Source organism: Herbaspirillum sp. ST 5-3, assembly GCF_004804275.1.
In the GTDB taxonomy this organism is placed as follows: Bacteria; Pseudomonadota; Gammaproteobacteria; order Burkholderiales; family Burkholderiaceae_D; genus Noviherbaspirillum.
In genome coordinates, this window is the sequence record NZ_STGI01000019.1 from 68,987 (window position 1) to 84,876 (window position 15,890).

13 protein-coding genes are annotated in these 15,890 nt (G+C 64.0%); 3 read left to right on the plus strand and 10 right to left on the minus strand.

All coding sequences use genetic code 11. The features are described from left to right. Positions 1 to 41 precede the first annotated feature (41 nt). Positions 42 to 2,210: an amylo-alpha-1,6-glucosidase gene (locus E6W33_RS25135; protein ID WP_136420124.1), complete on the plus strand. Its 2,169-nt coding sequence runs from the start codon at positions 42 to 44 to the stop codon at positions 2,208 to 2,210. A 160-nt stretch (positions 2,211 to 2,370) separates the two neighbouring features. On the opposite strand, the gene E6W33_RS25140 is transcribed toward E6W33_RS25135, so the two are convergent. The 4 genes from E6W33_RS25140 to E6W33_RS25155 form a co-directional block, all read right to left on the minus strand. Then, positions 2,371 to 2,970, minus strand: a complete 600-nt coding sequence (locus E6W33_RS25140) for a glutathione S-transferase family protein (protein WP_136420125.1) — start codon at positions 2,968 to 2,970, stop codon at positions 2,371 to 2,373. A 47-nt stretch (positions 2,971 to 3,017) separates the two neighbouring features. Continuing rightward, positions 3,018 to 3,554, minus strand: coding sequence for a flavin reductase family protein (locus E6W33_RS25145; RefSeq protein WP_136420126.1), 537 nt, complete (start codon positions 3,552 to 3,554; stop codon positions 3,018 to 3,020). Positions 3,555 to 3,706: 152 nt separating this feature from the next. Further along, entirely contained in the window at positions 3,707 to 4,213 is a 507-nt protein-coding gene (locus E6W33_RS25150; protein WP_136420127.1) for a hypothetical protein, read from the minus strand. Then, the gene (locus tag E6W33_RS25155) at positions 4,210 to 5,526 is read right to left on the minus strand and encodes a sorbosone dehydrogenase family protein (RefSeq protein ID WP_136420128.1); all 1,317 of its coding nucleotides are present in this window, start codon (positions 5,524 to 5,526) and stop codon (positions 4,210 to 4,212) included. Before E6W33_RS25155 ends, E6W33_RS25150 begins: the two co-directional genes overlap by 4 nt. Before the next feature lie 190 nt (positions 5,527 to 5,716). Here E6W33_RS25155 and E6W33_RS25160 point away from each other — a divergent pair, with 190 nt between their 5' ends. Then, entirely contained in the window at positions 5,717 to 5,917 is a 201-nt protein-coding gene (locus E6W33_RS25160) for a hypothetical protein (RefSeq protein ID WP_136420129.1), read from the plus strand. Between the two features lie 126 nt (positions 5,918 to 6,043). Here E6W33_RS25160 and E6W33_RS25165 read toward each other — a convergent pair whose 3' ends face one another. Then, the gene (locus E6W33_RS25165) at positions 6,044 to 6,256 is read right to left on the minus strand and encodes a hypothetical protein (RefSeq protein WP_136420130.1); all 213 of its coding nucleotides are present in this window, start codon (positions 6,254 to 6,256) and stop codon (positions 6,044 to 6,046) included. Positions 6,257 to 6,309: 53 nt separating this feature from the next. Beyond that, positions 6,310 to 6,486, minus strand: coding sequence for a DUF6726 family protein (locus E6W33_RS27165; protein ID WP_168798760.1), 177 nt, complete (start codon positions 6,484 to 6,486; stop codon positions 6,310 to 6,312). A 238-nt stretch (positions 6,487 to 6,724) separates the two neighbouring features. On the opposite strand from E6W33_RS27165, the gene E6W33_RS25170 reads away from it, so the two are divergent. Continuing rightward, entirely contained in the window at positions 6,725 to 7,117 is a 393-nt protein-coding gene (locus E6W33_RS25170; RefSeq protein ID WP_136420131.1) for a hypothetical protein, read from the plus strand. On the opposite strand, the gene treY is transcribed toward E6W33_RS25170, so the two are convergent. From treY to glgX, 4 genes are read right to left on the minus strand one after another with little or no spacing between them, the layout of a single operon-like run. Then, a complete protein-coding gene (gene treY / locus E6W33_RS25175; RefSeq protein ID WP_136420132.1) occupies positions 7,073 to 9,850 on the minus strand; it encodes a malto-oligosyltrehalose synthase in 2,778 nt (925 codons plus the stop codon). The two genes, E6W33_RS25170 and treY, sit on opposite strands and share 45 nt — an antisense overlap. Then, positions 9,850 to 11,961 carry a 4-alpha-glucanotransferase gene (gene malQ / locus E6W33_RS25180; protein ID WP_136420133.1) on the minus strand — a complete coding sequence of 704 codons (2,112 nt, stop codon included), beginning with the start codon at positions 11,959 to 11,961 and terminating at the stop codon, positions 9,850 to 9,852. The genes treY and malQ overlap by 1 nt, the downstream gene beginning before the upstream one ends. Then, positions 11,958 to 13,760: a malto-oligosyltrehalose trehalohydrolase gene (gene treZ / locus E6W33_RS25185; protein WP_136420134.1), complete on the minus strand. Its 1,803-nt coding sequence runs from the start codon at positions 13,758 to 13,760 to the stop codon at positions 11,958 to 11,960. The genes malQ and treZ overlap by 4 nt, the downstream gene beginning before the upstream one ends. After that, a complete protein-coding gene (gene glgX / locus E6W33_RS25190; protein WP_136420135.1) occupies positions 13,747 to 15,888 on the minus strand; it encodes a glycogen debranching protein GlgX in 2,142 nt (713 codons plus the stop codon). The genes treZ and glgX overlap by 14 nt, the downstream gene beginning before the upstream one ends. Positions 15,889 to 15,890: the final 2 nt, after the last annotated feature.

Here is a 15,890-nt window from a genome sequence, read left to right on the forward strand (position 1 = left end):
GGAACAAGACCAACGAAACACGCAAGCGAACGGGAAACGTAATGGTTGAAAAGATTCAACTCGGCGAGCAATGGTATATCCTCGCCACCTCTTCGCCGGCCGATGAACGCCGGCGCGTCCTCAAGCACAACGACACCTTCGCCATGTTCGACCGCTTCGGCGATGTGCAGCCGATGGGCCTGGGCGAAGAAGGCATCTACGACGGCGACACCTGCTTTCTCTCGCAGCAGGAGTTGCTGATCGAAGGCGTGCGGCCGATGCATCTGAACTCGACGGTGCGCGACGACAACGGCCTGTTCATCGTCGAGCTGATGAACCCCGACCTTTATCCCGCCGGGAAGAAACATATTCCGAAAGGCGAGCTGCATATCTTTCGTGGCAAGCTGCTGCTCGACGGCACCTGCTACGAGCATATCCGCATCGTCAACTTCGGCCTCACGCCGATCGAAGCGACGGTGACCATGGAGTTCGGCGCCGACTACAAGGACATCTTCGAGGTGCGCGGCTTCAAGCGCGAAAAGCGCGGCGAATACCTGCCGCCGCAAACCACCGACCGCGAACTGCTGCTCGGCTATCGCGGCCTCGACAAGCAAGTACGCAGGACGCGCATCCACTGCGACCCGACGCCGAAAAAGCTGAACGCCAGACAGGCCGATTTTGACATCGCGCTGGAACCCAAGGCCGAGGTGCATCTGTATGTCACCATCACCTGCGAGCACAATGATCAGAAGCGCCCGCCGCCGACCGATTACTTCACCGCGTTCACCCAGGTCAACCACACGGTCAGCTGCTCGCTGCAGAGCCGCTGCAAGATCGTCACCTCCGATCCGCTGTTCAACAACTGGCTCGATCGTTCGACCGCCGATCTGGTGATGCTGACCACGAGCCGCAAGGAAGGCAATTACCCCTATGCCGGCCTGCCCTGGTATTCCACCACCTTCGGCCGCGACGGCATTCTCACCGCGCGCGAATACCTGTGGATCGATCCCTGCCTGGCGAAAGGTGTGCTGACCTTTCTCGCGGCCACGCAGGCGACCGAACTCGATCACGAACGCGACGCCGAACCCGGCAAGATCCTGCACGAAGCGCGCAACGGCGAACTGGCCGCTCTGAACGAAATCCCGTTCGGGCGCTACTACGGCACGGTCGATGCGACGCCGCTGTTCGTCGGACTCGCCGGCGCGTACTACGAACGCACCGGCGACCTCGACTTCATCCGCACCATCTGGGACAACATCCTGCGCGCGCTGCACTGGATCGACCATTACGGCGACCGCGACGGCGACGGCTTCGTCGAGTACGCGCGCTACAGCGAAACCGGACTCGCGCAACAGGGCTGGAAGGATTCGCAGGACTCGGTATTCCATGCCGACGGCCGCCTGGCCGATGCACCGATCGCCTTGTGCGAAGTGCAGGGCTATGTCTATGAAGCGAAGCTGCGCGCGGCCGAGCTGGCGAACCTGCTCGGCGATCAGGCGCTGGCGAAGAAACTGCACGATGCCGCCATGCTGCTGAAGAAGAATTTCAATGAGGCCTTCTGGTGCGAACGCATCGGCACCTACGCGCTTGCGCTCGACGGCGAGAAGCGGCAATGCGAAGTGGCCTCCTCCAACGCCGGCCACACCTTGTGGAGCGGCATCGCCACGCCGGAATATGCGGCGCGCATCGCGGATCAGTTGCTGAGCGAGGAATTCTTCTGCGGCTGGGGCATCCGCACGATTCCGACAAAGGAAGTGCGCTACAACCCGATGGCCTATCACAACGGCTCGGTCTGGCCGCATGACAACGCGCTCATCGCCGAAGGCATGGCGCGCTACGGCTTCACCGCGAAGGCGATGGCAGTCTTCACCGGCCTGCGCTCGGCAAGCTTGTACATGGACCAGAACCGCATGCCGGAACTGTTCTGCGGTTTTGAAAAGCGTCCGGACGAAGGGCCAACCCTCTATCCGGTGGCCTGCTCGCCGCAAGCCTGGGCGGCGGCCAGCGTGTTCTCGCTGCTGCAAGCCTGCCTCGGACTGTCCTTCGACCCGCACAAGCCGGAAATCCGTTTCCGCCACCCGCAACTGCCGCCCTTCCTGGAGACAGTCGAAATCCACGACCTGTCGATCAACGGCGCAACGGTCGATCTGCTGCTGCAGCGCTATCCGAACAATGTGGGCGTGAATGTCATACGCAAGGATGGCAATGTGGAGGTGGTGGCGGTGGCGTAAGTGCGTTCGGGGCCAAGGCCCACGCTCTGCTTGTGCCATGGGAAGCACTGGAAGACGCGATACATCGCGAGTCCCAGCGAAATCAGCCGCCCACGTGATCCGTGATATGCCGCGGTAACAGGAAGCCGAGGGCGAAGCACATAGGCTGCCATCATGTCCGCTATCCGATTTCCACGAAGCCGGGCTGAGCACGCACGCGCTTGATCCACTCCACAATGGCCGGGAATTCGGATAGCACGAAATCTCCTTCGTGCGCCACATGCGTGTAAGCGAACAATCCGATGTCAGCAATCGAATACCGACCGCCGACAAAATACGGATGGTCACGCAAATGCGACTCCATCACGCGAAGCGCCTTGTACCCCGGGGCCATTTTCGATTGAAGCACCGGCTCCATTTCAGCCGGCCTTCCCAGGTAGCGGATGATGTAACGTGCCGTGGCAATGTACGGCTCGTGGCTGTATTGTTCGAAGAACAGCCACTGCAGTACCTGAGCGTGTTCAAACCGGTCTGTCGGCAAAAAGGCCGAACCTTCTGCCAGGAAGTGAAGAATGGCGTTTGATTCCGGCAAGAACCGGCCGTCCTCTGTCTCCAGCAAGGGAATCTTCCCGTTGGGATTCTTCTCCAGATAGGCGGAAGACTGCGTTTCCTTCTTAAGGGTGTCTACGTCTATCCATTCATAAGGAAGCGATAATTGCTCGGCCAGTAATTTGACCTTGTAACAGTTCCCCGAGTTGACGTCTCCATAGATCTTGTACATGGGCTCGAAATGCTCCTGTCTCTGAAATTAAGCTTGCAGAGCGCAATTTACATCATCTTCGAGCGCAACTTGATGGTTTCCCCCGCAACCATGAAACTGCCGTAGCCCCGGTGGTGCAGGGTGCGCGGGTCCTTCAATGTGCGATCCACCCACGCCTTCATGACTTCAAGAACGAAGAAGCCGTATTTCGGCACCATGCTTTTGTCGGCAAGGCGACACTCCAGGCTCGCGAAGCACTCGTCGATCAGGGGTGCGTTCACGCATTCGGCGGGGCTGGGCGTGAGGCCGAATTTCCTGAACTTGTCGATCTTCGCACCGCTCGTGTTGCCGATGCCGACGACCTGCTTTGCGATGTCGACGGTCGGGACGTTGATGACGCATTGGCGCGAGGACATCAGCATGTCGTAGGAGGTGTTGCGATTGCTGATGACGCAGCCGATCAGGGGCGGCTCGAACTCGAGCATGGTTTTCCAGGACAAGGTCATCACGTTCATCTGTTCGGCATTCGCGGTCGTCAGCAGGACGACCGGACCGGGTTCGATCAGCGTGTACACCTTCGCGAGCGGGAACGGTTTTTTCGACATGGTAGCGCTGCCTTTTTTTGTTCTGCATGCACGCCAATGACATCAACGCGGGGACAGGATTCAGTGCGCAATCCTGAAAACCATTATAGGAAGCGTTTCGTGCATGCAAGGGCACGCCCGCGCAGAACGTGCGCCACATCAAATCTCCCCGCTCACTCCAGCTTGCTGTCCTCCTGTTTTGCCTGCCGCATCGCTTCCGGCTCCAGCTCTTCCGCGTAACGGTTGAAGCGGATGAACAGGCCCCAGCCGGCCAGCAAGACACCGACCGCCATCAGTATCGCGGCGGCGTTCGGCAGCAATGCGAGGTCTTCGCGTATCGCCTTGAAAGTGGCCACCAGGCCCTCGATGGCGACAGCGACGACGATCACGACCATGAAGCGCGACAGGAAGCGGCGCGCGCGGGTAGGGCCGCTGATGTGCACTTCGCGGATCACTTCTTCTTCGCCGATGGTCTGCGCAATCTGCAGCGCCACGACCGCGACCGTGGTGAGGCCGATGGCTTCGATCACGCCCTGCGCGCCGGTGCTGTTCAGACCGTCGGTCAGCGCCGCGTTGAACCCGGTGTTGACGGCCATGGCGAGGAGCGTCAGCGCTGCGAGAACGAAGAGCGCGGTGATCAGGAAGTGAATGAGGGCCGACAGGCGCAGCAGCGTTTTCATCGGCGCGCCGCCGTCACGCGCCACACGACATTGCCCACGTCGTCCGCGACCAGCAGCGCGCCCTTGCGGTCGACCGCCACGCCGACCGGCCGCCCGAGCGCATCGCCCTGCGCATCGACAAAACCGGTGAGGATCTCTTCCGGCATGCCGGCCGGCTTGCCGTCGGCGAAGGGCACGAAGATCACTTTGTAGCCGCTGCGCGGTTTGCGATTCCAGGAGCCGTGCTGGCCGATGAAGGCGCCGCCGGCATAGTGTTTCGGCAGTGCGCTGCCTTCATAGAAGGTCAAGCCCAGCGAGGCGGTGTGCGCGCCGAGGGCGTAATCGGGGACGATCGCCTTGGCGACCAGGTCGGGGCGGGGCGGCTTCACCCGTGCATCGACGTGCTGGCCGTAATAGCTGTACGGCCAGCCGTAGAAAGCGCCCTCCTTGACCGAGGTCATGTAATCGGGCACGAGGTCGCTGCCGAGCTCGTCGCGTTCGTTGACGGCGGCCCACAATGCGCCGCTTTGCGGTTGCCAGGCGAGGCCGACCGGATTGCGCAGGCCGGTGGCGAACAGGCGCGAGCGGCCGGTCGCAGGATCGATCTCGTGGATGGCCGCGCGCCCTTCTTCCTTGTCGATGCCGTTCTCGCCCGCATTGCTGTTGGAGCCGACGGTCACATACAGCCGCTTGCCGTCGCGGCTGGCGATGACGTTCTTGGTCCAGTGATGGTTGATTTCGCCGGCGGGCAGGTCGGCGACCTTCACGCCGGGCGCGGTGATCTGCGTCTGCCCGCTGCGGTAAGGGAAGCGCATCAGCGCATCGGTATTGGCAACGTACAGGCTGTCGCCGATGAGCGTCATGCCGAAGGGCGAATGCAGTCCGGCGAGAAAAGTGCTGCGCGTCTCGGCAACGCCGTCGCCATCGGCATCGCGCAGCAGTGTGATGCGGTCGGCACTCTGCACGCCGGCGCCGGCGCGCTTCATCACCATGCCCATGACCCAGCCGCGAATGCCGCCATCGCCTTTTTTCGCCGGCTTGTTGGTTTCCGCCACCAGGACGTCGCCGTTGGGCAGGACGGTCAGCCAGCGCGGATGATCGAGCCCGGTCGCGAACGCACTCACCGCGAAGCCGGGTGCGGCGGTCGGCTTCTCGCCATTGCTCCAGCCTTTGACGGGGGCGATATGCACGGTGGGCAGCGCCGATGTGACCGGCGGCGGCAGGGTCGGCGCGGGGCCGAAACCGGCGGATTCCGGCAGCTTCGCGGTATCCGCGCAGGCCGTGAGGATGAGCAGCGTGGCGATGAGCGCCGGCAAGCCGATGTGCCTGTGCATGAATGGCTCCGTTTCCGAACGTGGGCGGGAATGTCCCTGTTCGACTTGCGCCGAATCCGCAGGTTCGGAAGGCTCGTCGGCGCTGCCGGATGGAAATTTCTTGATCTGGGAGAAGTGACCGCGCCAAAAGGATTTCACTTGGCCGCGCGTCCGGATAACATCATTCTTGACGACATCCCAGGAGGCGTCCATGAACATTATGGTCAAACCTCGTCCCGAGGTTCTTGCTGATTTCAACGTGTTTTGCACGATGCTGACGGAGAAGACCCCATCGCATCCATACGACATCGACAACCTGGTCTCCGCCGGCCTGGTGGAGCCGGTGCCCGGCAGATCCTTCTACCGGCTCACCGCAACGGGTGAAGCGCTGCGAGCCGCACGCGAGGAGTGAGCGGCGCTTGATGGTGTGGGGTGGGGCGGCACGGCCGGCGCGAGCGGCCGCGGTGCGGTTTTGCCGCAAATGGCAGGAAAGCCACGTCACCGCGTTGAAGATCGCGCAGGTCCATGCGCGACAGTCCTACTTTGCGCTCTTCACCGCGTCGCTTTGGCGCTTGTAGTCCTCATATGAGCCGCTGGTGCTTGCCATGCAGCGGCTTCGCTCCGCTGCGTCGTTGATCTTGTTGCACTCGAGTCGCTGCCAACCCTGGCCTGCGCCGTAGAGTTGCTGCGACGAGCAGGCCGACAGCGAGACTGTCGCGAGTACTGCCGTTGCCGAAATCAGAAGGCGCATCTGCAATTCCTCCGGTGTTGTGGCAGGGGGAAGACGAGGTGGCGCCAAGCTTATCAGGGATCGATCACCTCTGCGCAGGCATCGGTGGGCAGGGCGGCGGCGTGGCCGACGACCGGAACAATCTTGATGACTGCACTGGTGACGCGGCAGGGGGCTGCCAGCACCCCGCAGCCGGAAAGAGTTGCCGCCGTAAGCAGTGCAAGCAGCGCGGCGAGTGCGGATTTGGTCATGATGCGGAGGAGAGCAAAAGCCACGATGTTACTTGGCGGAACGCACGCTGCGGGCAAATCGGATCTTTGCTTACAAATATGTCTGCCGCGTGTCGCTACGCCGAGACAGTGTCAACGCAAAACGCTACGCTCAACTCACAAGTCAACAATCAGCGCAATTCAAGGATGCAATAACGGAACTGTTTGCAACTTTTCGCACCTAATGATTCCCCCAGGAATCGTTGAAGAAAAGGAACACATGGAACAGTCCGCCGAAGGCAAGGACATCACGCCGGATGACCTGCTTGCACTTGTCGACAAGGCAACACGCGCGATCGAGCATCTGCAAAACGAAAACACGCGACTGCTGCGGCAGGTGAGCGAGTACAAGTTGGCAAGCGATGTGGCGGCCTTTGAACTGGCCGAAAAACGCAAGCGCATCGAAGCGCTGGAGCAGGCGGAAACCGTGATGCAGAAGGATGCGCGATGGTATCGGTGGTTTCGCGCCAAATACAGTGATTCGACCTTCTTCTCCTTCATCGAGAGAGAATTCCTGCAATCGCTGCATGCGGACGGCGAAAAGGAAACGGCTAGCCAGGCCGATTCCTTAGCTCAGAACAGCGACGGGCAGCAGCGACAACACGCCGCTTAGCAACACACGGCCCGCGTCGATTGCCAAGCGCCTGCCGGTAAACAGATCGGTTCGCGCTGTGCTCGCCGCATCGGGAAGCAGCACTGCCGTGTCCTCCCATCCCGAAGGAAGAAGTGCGGGCGTGTATTCATCGGCACGAAGTGCGCAGGGAAGATGCGCGGCAATCACGATCACCGAATGCTCTTCGTGACGGCGCAGGAATGCGATCGCGTGCGGCGCCAGCGGCCCGCTGATATCGAGGGGCAGATATTCCCCGCGCGAGAACAACTCGGGATGTTGCGCACGCAGCGTCAAACCGTGATGGATGATCTGCTGCTTCAAGCGGCCGCTTTTCCAGCCCTCCAGATCGGTCACGAGAGGCGGCGGCGTCTGCAAGGCTTGCATTCTCAGCGCGTAATCGACCGGACTGCGGTTGTCGGGATCGACCAGGCTGAAATCCCACAGGTCCGCGCCCTGGTACAGATCCGGCACGCCGGGTGAGGTCATGCGCAACACACACTGCACGAGACTCTTGAGCACACCGGCGGGAACGAGCCTGTCCACCCACGCCAGGAACGCCGGCAGGAATCCGTTTTGCGGTCCGGGGGTCAGGATCGCGTACAGGAATGCTCTGCAGGCGGCTTCGTATTCTTCATTCGGCAAGACCCAGTCGCTCACCTGTTTCGCTTCACGCAATGCCTTGGTCTGCCAGCGCTCGATGCGATCGGCGAAGCGCCGGATGCCTTCCGTGTCGCCGGCATCGAGTCCGATCGGCCAGGCGCCGGCCAGCATCTGGTAGAGCATCAATTCATCGGCCGGCTGCGGCGCCGCGCCCTCGCCGGTCGAGCGCAGCGGCGCATTCAATTGCATCCATTCGCGCACCGCATCGGTCCACGCCTCGGGCATTTCGCTCAATGCCGCGAGGCGGGCGCGCACATCTTCGCCACGTTTGTGATCGTGGGTCGCGGTGGCGAGCATCGAATGCGGAAAGCACAGCGCGCGCACGCTGTTGGCTTCATGAAATTCCTGCGTCGGAATGGAAAACCGGCCCGGATCGGCGCCTACCTCATTGCGCGAGAGCAGCCTGCCATAGCGGTAGAAGGCAGTGTCCTCGACCGACTTCGCCGCGAGCGGCGGCGTCAGTTGCTGGAAGCGGGTGATGGCGGTCTGATGCAAGCGGCGCACCCTGGTGTTGCCGTAATCGCGCGGCGCGTCGCCGCCCAGCCAGCGGGCAACTGTATCGAGCAAGGGAACTTCGGTGCGTTCCACCGTTTGCCTTGCCTGCTCCAGCGCGCGATCGATGACGCGCTGGTCGAGTTCGTCGCGGCCGTTGGCGTCGGCATAGGTGCGGTACACCGGGAAATGCACCAGCAATTCCGCAAACACGCGCCGGATCGCCGCGAGCGAGAAATCGCGGGTGCGCAGGTCGGTGCGCGCCACCGCATGCAGCGCACGCGCGGCCGACTCGAATTCGCCGGCGAGATTGTTCGCCAGCAGCTGGCGTCGCGCCTGGCGCACTTCGTCCGCGAACACATGTTCCTGTCCGGTCGTCTCGCGCCATAGCGCGGTCAGCGGCGCTTCGCCTGAAGCAGCATGCATCAGCGCGCCGACGCGGTCCATGAAGTCGTAGCCGCTGGTGCCGTCGATGCGCCAGTCGGCGCGCAACTGCTCGTCCGGCGCGAGGATTTTTTCCACGATGAGATAGGCGGGCGCGGGCGGCAGTTCGTGCGGGCGCTGCGCGGTGAGCGCTTCCAGCCGGTGGCGCAGCTTGCGGCAGTAGGCGCCCGGATCGGCCAGGCCGTCCACATGGTCGATGCGCAAGCCGTCGATCATTCCCTCCGTGTAGAGGCGGAAGATGAGCGCGTGCGTGGCCTCGAACACGTCGTCCTGCTCGACCCGCACGCCGGCCAGGTCGGTGACTTCGAAGAAGCGCCGCCAGTTGATGCCGTCGGCCGCGCAGCGCCACCATGCGAGCCGGTAATGCTGACGCTCAAGCAGCCCGTGCAGGGCGTCGAAACCTTGTGGTGTCTCCACCGAAAAGGCGGCGAGCGCCGCATGGATGGCTGTCGCGCCCTCGCTGCTGCGGTATAGCGTGCGCAGCAGGGCGTGGCCGGTGTCGGCATGTTGCTGGGTGATGCCGCCTTGCGCATCCGCGCCTTCTTCAAACGCCTTGATGGCGGCATCGAGCTGCGGCGAGCCGGCGGCGCGCAGCACCTGCGCATAATCGGCCGGCGCAAGCGGAAAACGGTGGTCGAAATAGCTGACGAAGAACTTGCCGCGCGTCTCGTCGAACCGCAGCCGGATGTCGCCGGAGGCGAGCACATCGCCATAGGGCTGGCCGAGGAAGGGCGCGAGAAGCTTGCCCTGCAGGGTTTCATCCGCAGGGTGCCAGTCGATGTCGAACCAGTGCGCGTAGGGGCTTGCCTCGCCCCATTCCAGCACATGCTGCCACCACGGGTTCTCCGGGCCGACGCCCATGTGGTTGGGCACGATGTCGAGGATCAGTCCCATGCCGGCCGCACGCAGGCGCCCGACGAAGCGGCGCAGGCCTTCTTCGCCGCCGAGTTCGGGATTGATGTGCGTGGGGTCGACAATGTCATAGCCGTGCGTCGAGCCGCTGCGCGCGGTCAGGATCGGCGAGGCGTACACATGGCTGATGCCGAGCGCCTGGTAGTACGGCACGGTGCCGGCCGCATCGCCGAAGCTGAAGTCCTTGTGCAATTGCAGGCGGACGGTGGCGCGTGGGATGGACATCAGGATTTATTCCCGCGAGAGCGGCCGCGATTCATGATGGCGAGGCGATGGGCGACCGATGGCGCATCGAGCAGCGATGCCGCCGGACCCGGCAGGCGACGGCGCCAGTTCGGATGGGTATCGATGGTGCCGGGGATGTTCGGCTGTTCATGCAGCCCGAGCGCATCCTCGATAGGCAGCATGGCAAGCGGCGCGACGGTAGCGGAAAGAAAGCCGACCACCGCATCGAGCGGCGCGGCATCGGCATGGCTTTCCGGCGCGTTGCCGTTGGCGCATCCCGCATCCTTCATCGACTGCCACAGCGCAACGCGCTCGTGGTCGCGATGCCGCCGCGCGTCCGCTTCCGACTTGCCCGGCTCAAGCAGATCGAGCTGGCCGGCCCAGTCGATATCGCGCCCCTGCCACCATCCGGCCACCGTCGGCAGGTCGTGCGTGGTGGTGGTGGCGATCGCCTCGCTGGACCATTCGCCGGGACCGAGGAAACGGCCGTCGTGTTGCTGGAACAGCAGCACGCGGATGCCGAGCAGGCCGTGCTGCGCCAGGATTTTTTGAAAGCCCGGCGGGATCGTGCCGAGATCCTCGCCGATGACGATGGCGCGGTGCCGCCATGACTCCAGCGCGACCAAATGCAGCAGGTCGTACATCGGGTATTTCAGATACGCGCCCTGCGTCGGCGAAGCGCCCTGCGGCACCAGCCACAGGCGGCTCAGGCCGAGCACATGGTCGATGCGCACGCCGCCCGCATAGGCGAAGGCCGCGCGCAGCATCTCGATGTAGGCGCCAAATCCTCTTGCCTTCATCGCCTGCGGCGAGAACGCGCCGAGGCCCCAGCTCTGCCCGCGCGTGTTGAGCACATCCGGCGGCGCGCCCACCGACAGGCCGTTGATGATTTCCGCCTGCCGGCTCCATGCCTGGCTGCCGCCATTGTCGGCGCCGACCGCAAGGTCGGTGATCAGGCCGATCGGCATGCCGGCCTCGCGCGCGCTGCTCTGTGCGCCGGCGAGGCCGCGCGCGGCCTGCCATTGCAGGAATTCATGGAAGGCGACTTCCTGCGCATGCTCGTGCGCGAATGTCTCCACCTCCGTGCCGCGCGGATTGCGCAAGCCGTTCGCCCAGCCGCGCCAGTCGCCGCTCTCGCCTTTCGCCAGATGCCATGCATGCAAGGCTTCGAAGCGCGCATGGTCCTGCAAGGCGGTTCCGCTGCGCGCGCGGAAGGCGGCGAATTCGCTCTGGTCGCCGGCCGCGCTGAACTGTTCGTACAGGCGGCGCAAGACCAGCAGGCGCAGCAGGGCCGACGCCGGCCAGTTGATCAGCGGCTCATGCTCCAGGCGCGTCATGTTACTGGCGGCGGCCTCGCCGAGTGTCGTCAATGCCGTCGCCAGCGCATCGGGCCCGAGCACGTTGGCGGGGTCGATATGCAGCACGTTGAGCAGCAGGCGGCTGGAGGGGCTGTACGGGCTGAAGCGGGTCACGTCCGCGCTGAACATGGCGTGCACCGGACTGATCGCCAGTGCGGCCGCGCCGTGACTTGCGGCAGAACGCGCCAGTTGCGACAAGCCGGTGAAATCGCCGATGCCGCCGTCGCCGCGCCGTCGCAAGGAATACAACTGCACACCGAGTCCCCACACGCGCGGGTCGGCCTGCCGGCCCTGCAAGGCGTCGGCCACGCCGAAGCAGCGCGGCGGCGCAACCGCCAGCGTCGTTTCGCGCTCGCCCACCAGCAGGCGGTGATAGCCGTAACGGTCGATGGGCGGCAATTCCGCCTGCGCACCCGTCTCGTCGGGAAAGCGGCCGTCGATGTGTTCGCCGCTCTCCAGTTCGATGCGGTAGCTCTTTCCGGTGAGCTGCTGCGCGCCGGGCAGGTGCAAGGCGCTTCCGGCCACGCCGGTGACCAGCGGCGGCAACACATCCTCGCCCTGAATCGACGCCAGCCGCTGGTGGCTGTCGCGGCATTGCTCCGGTGTGGCGCAAGGCAGGTCGAGCGCGTCGAGGATCGCGCGCAAGGACTCCGGCGCGACCTGCATCGGCTCGCCCTTGGCGCTGGTCCATTCGCGGGCCAGTCCTGCCGCCCTTGCGAGGTTGAAAACATCCATGTCGCTTATGTTGTTCATGTCGCAGGCTCCAGCACGGTGATGAAGGCATGACCCGGCAGTTCGCCGCGCAGCAGCGCATCCGGCACGCCTTCGGTTTCAAACAGAATCCGGCCGCCCCGGCCATCGGCCAGGGAGTCGAGCGCGACCGGAACCGGCGCCTCGTGAAGATTGAAGGCAATCATCAGCACCGTTCCATCCCCCATGCGCCAGCGCGCCTTGATGGCGGCCTTGCCAAGGAGGTCGGCGCCAAGCGCGCGAGCATCCTGCAGGCGCGGCACGATGTGTTCGCTGCGAATGGCCAGCAGTGCCTTGACCCATGCGCGCCAGGCTTGCGCCGTGGCGCCCTCGGTGCGCGGAATGGAATCGAGAAAAGTCTGCTCGGCGTTCGGATCGGGAATGCGCTCGCGCGTCGCGGCGTCGGAGAAATGCGCAAAGCGCGCGAACTCCTGCCGGCGTCCCTTGCGCACGGCATCGGCCAGTTGCGGCGTCAGGTGGCTGGTGAAATACAGGAAGGGCTGGCTTGCGCCGATTTCCTCACCCATGAACAGCAGGGGAATCTGCGGCGACAGCAGCAGCAGGGCGCTCGCCGCGCGCAAGGCGTCGGGATCGGCCAGCATGTTCAGCCGCTCGCCGAACGCGCGGTTGCCGACCTGGTCGTGATTCTGCAGGAAGGCCACGAAGGCGGTCGGCGGCAGATGTGCACTCGGCTCGCCGCGCGCTGCGCCGCCGCGGAAGGGCGAGGGCTCGCCCTGAAAGATGAAACCTTCCACCAGGCCGCGCGCCAGTTTCTCATCCGCCTGCGTGACGTAGTCCGCGTAATAGCCTTCGCGCTCGCCGGTCAACAGCACATGCAGCGCGTGATGCAGGTCGTCGTTCCATTGCGCGTCGAACAGGCGCTGCGGCGTTTGCGACAGCGTTTGCGACAGCAGTCGCGCGCAGTTGTCGTCGTTTTCCAGAACGAGATGCACATGGCGCGGCGGCGCGATGCCCTCGCGCACGCGTTGCGCCATTTCCGCCAGCCAGTCCTGTTCGCTGATCGCATGCACCGCGTCGAAGCGCAATCCGTCAAAGTGGAATTCGGTCAGCCAGTACAGTGCGTTCTCGGTGAAGAAGTCGCGCACCTGCGGCCGGCGGAAATCGATCGCCTGTCCCCACGGCGTGTGGATATCATCGCGGAAGAAGGCGCTGGCATAGCTGCCGAGGTAATTGCCGTCGGGGCCGAAGTGGTTGTACACCACATCGAGGAACACGCTCATGTTCAAGCCGTGCGCGTCGTCGATGAGGGCCTTGAGTTCCTCGGGCGTGCCGTAGGCTGCGTCGGGCGCATAGGGCAGCACGCCGTCGTAGCCCCAGTTGCGCGGGCCGGGAAAATCCGCCACCGGCATCAGTTCGATGGCGGTGATGCCCAGTTCGGCCAGAGCCGGCAACCGCCGCGCGACGGCGGAAAATCCGCCCAGCGCGCCGACATGCAGTTCATACAGCACGGTCTCGTGCCAAGGCCTCCCGGACCAGTCCGGGTGCTGCCACTGGTAGGCATCCGGATCGCAGACGATGCTGGCTTCGTGCACGTCCCCGGCCTGCGCGCGCGAGGCGGGATCGGGTACGGCAAGATCGTCGCTCACGCGAAAACGGTAGCGCGCGCCGGCGCCGCAATCGGCTTCGCATGCGAACCAGCCGCCTTCGAGCGGCGTCATCGCCAGCGGCGGCCAGCCATCGATCTCGATCGCTACCTGCTGCCTGTCCGGCGCCCACAAGCGGAAGCGCGTGCGCTGCGGCGCGATCAGGCGTGCGCCGAATGCATAGTCAAAGCGAGACATGATCGGCCACCAGTAGCACCGCGCTGTGCGCGGCGACGACAATCCTGTTCTGCGCCGGCTGCCGATGCGGAAACGCGCCGGCCCGGCCGCTCTCCGTCTCGGCGGCATCGATCACCGTGTGCCAGTGCATTACCGGCTGCGGCAGCACGAATTCGCGGTCTTCGGAATAGGCATTCAGCAGCAGCAGCGACGCGGCGACGGTTCCCGATTTGCCCTCATGGCGCTCGCCCACGATGCGGCGCAGCGCGAGCAGCCGGCCTTCCGGAAAATTCCAGCGATCCGGCGTCATTTCACTCCCCGTCTCGTCAAACCAGCCGGTATCGGGCACGCCTTGCAGGGTGCGCGAACTGGCGGTGAGAAAGCGCGTGCTGCGCAAGCTCGGCCGTGCATGCCGGACCGAGATGCAGTGCCGCACGAATTCGATGAGGGCCTTGCCGGCATCGGTCTTGGCCAGTTCCCAGTCGAACCAGGAGATCTCGTTGTCCTGGCAGTAGGGATTGTTGTTGCCGTTCTGGGTGCGGCCGAATTCGTCGCCACCGAGAACCATGGGTGTGCCATTGGAAAACATCAGGGTCATCAGCATCGCGCGCTTGATGCGTTCGCGCGTGTCGCGGATGCCGGGATCATCGGTCGGTCCCTCGACGCCCCAGTTGCTGCTGCGGTTCTCATTGCTGCCGTCGCGGTTGTCCTCGCCGTTGGCGTCGTTGCGCTTGTGGCTGTAGCTCACCAAATCCTGCAAGGTAAAGCCGTCGTGCGCGGTGACGAAGTTGACCGACGACCAGGCACGACGGCGATGATGATTGAACAGATCTGCCGAGCCCAGCAAACGCGCCGCGATCGCGCCGCGCATGCCGGGGTCGCCGCGCCAGAAGCTGCGCACGTCGTCGCGGAAGCGGTCGTTCCATTCCGCAATGCCGGCCGGATGATTGCCGACCTGATAGCCGCCCGGGCCGATGTCCCACGGCTCGGAAATCAGCTTGAGCTGCGACAGCACCGGATCTTGCAGCAGCGCATCGAAGAAGCCGGAACCGGGGTCGAAGCCGTAGTGCTCGCGGCCCAGCGTGGCGCCGAGGTCGAAGCGGAAACCGTCGACATGGAATTCCTGCGCCCAGTAACGCAGGGAATCCATCACGAGCTGGATCACGCGCGGATGCGACAGGTTCAGGGTGTTGCCGCAGCCGGTGTCGTTGACGAGGTGGCGATGGTTGCCGGCCTGCAGGCGGTAATAGCTGGCATTGTCGAGTCCGCGGAAGGACATGGTGGGTCCCAGCTCGCTTTCTTCGCAGGTATGGTTGTAGACCACATCGAGGATCACCTCGATGCCCGCCGCATGCAATTGCCGCACCGCATGCCGAATTTCATCCGGCGAACCATCGGCAAGATAACGCGGTTCGGGCGCGAAGTAGGCCATCGTGTTGTATCCCCAATAATTGCTGAGGCCGTTCATGACAAGCCGGCGATCCTGCAGGTAGGCGAAGACGGGCAGCAATTCCAGCGTGGTAATGCCGAGCTTGGTCAGATAGTCGATCACAAACGGATTGGCGAGCGCAGCAAAGGTTCCGCGTTCGCGCGGCGGGATGCGCTCGGCAAGCATGGTCAGGCCGCGCACATGGGTTTCGTAGATGACGGTTTTTTCCCATGGCACACGCGGCGGGCGGTCGCCGTGCCAGTTGTAGGCGGAGTCGACCACCACCGATTTCGGCATGGCCCAGGCGCTGTCGCGGCGGTCGAAGGACAGGTCGGCTTTGGGCGAATGCAGCCGGTAGCCGAACAGCGCGTCGGTCCAGCGCACATGGCCCTGCAACAGCCGGGCATAAGGGTCGAGCAGCAGCTTGTTGGGATTGAAGCGGTGGCCGTGCTCGGGCCGGTAGGGTCCATAGGCGCGGAAGCCGTACAGCGCGCCGGCATGCACGCCGGGCAGATAGCCATGCCACACTTCGTTGCTGCATTCCGGCAGCGGAATGCGCGCCATCTCGTGACGGCCTTCCGCATCGAACAGGCACAGCTCCACCTTGACCGCATGCGCGGAAAAAACAGCAAAATTGGTCCCGAATCCGTCGTAGGTGGCGCCCAGTGGGGTCGGCGATCCGGGCCGGATGGATGGCAAGGGAAGCTGTACGCTCGCCATGC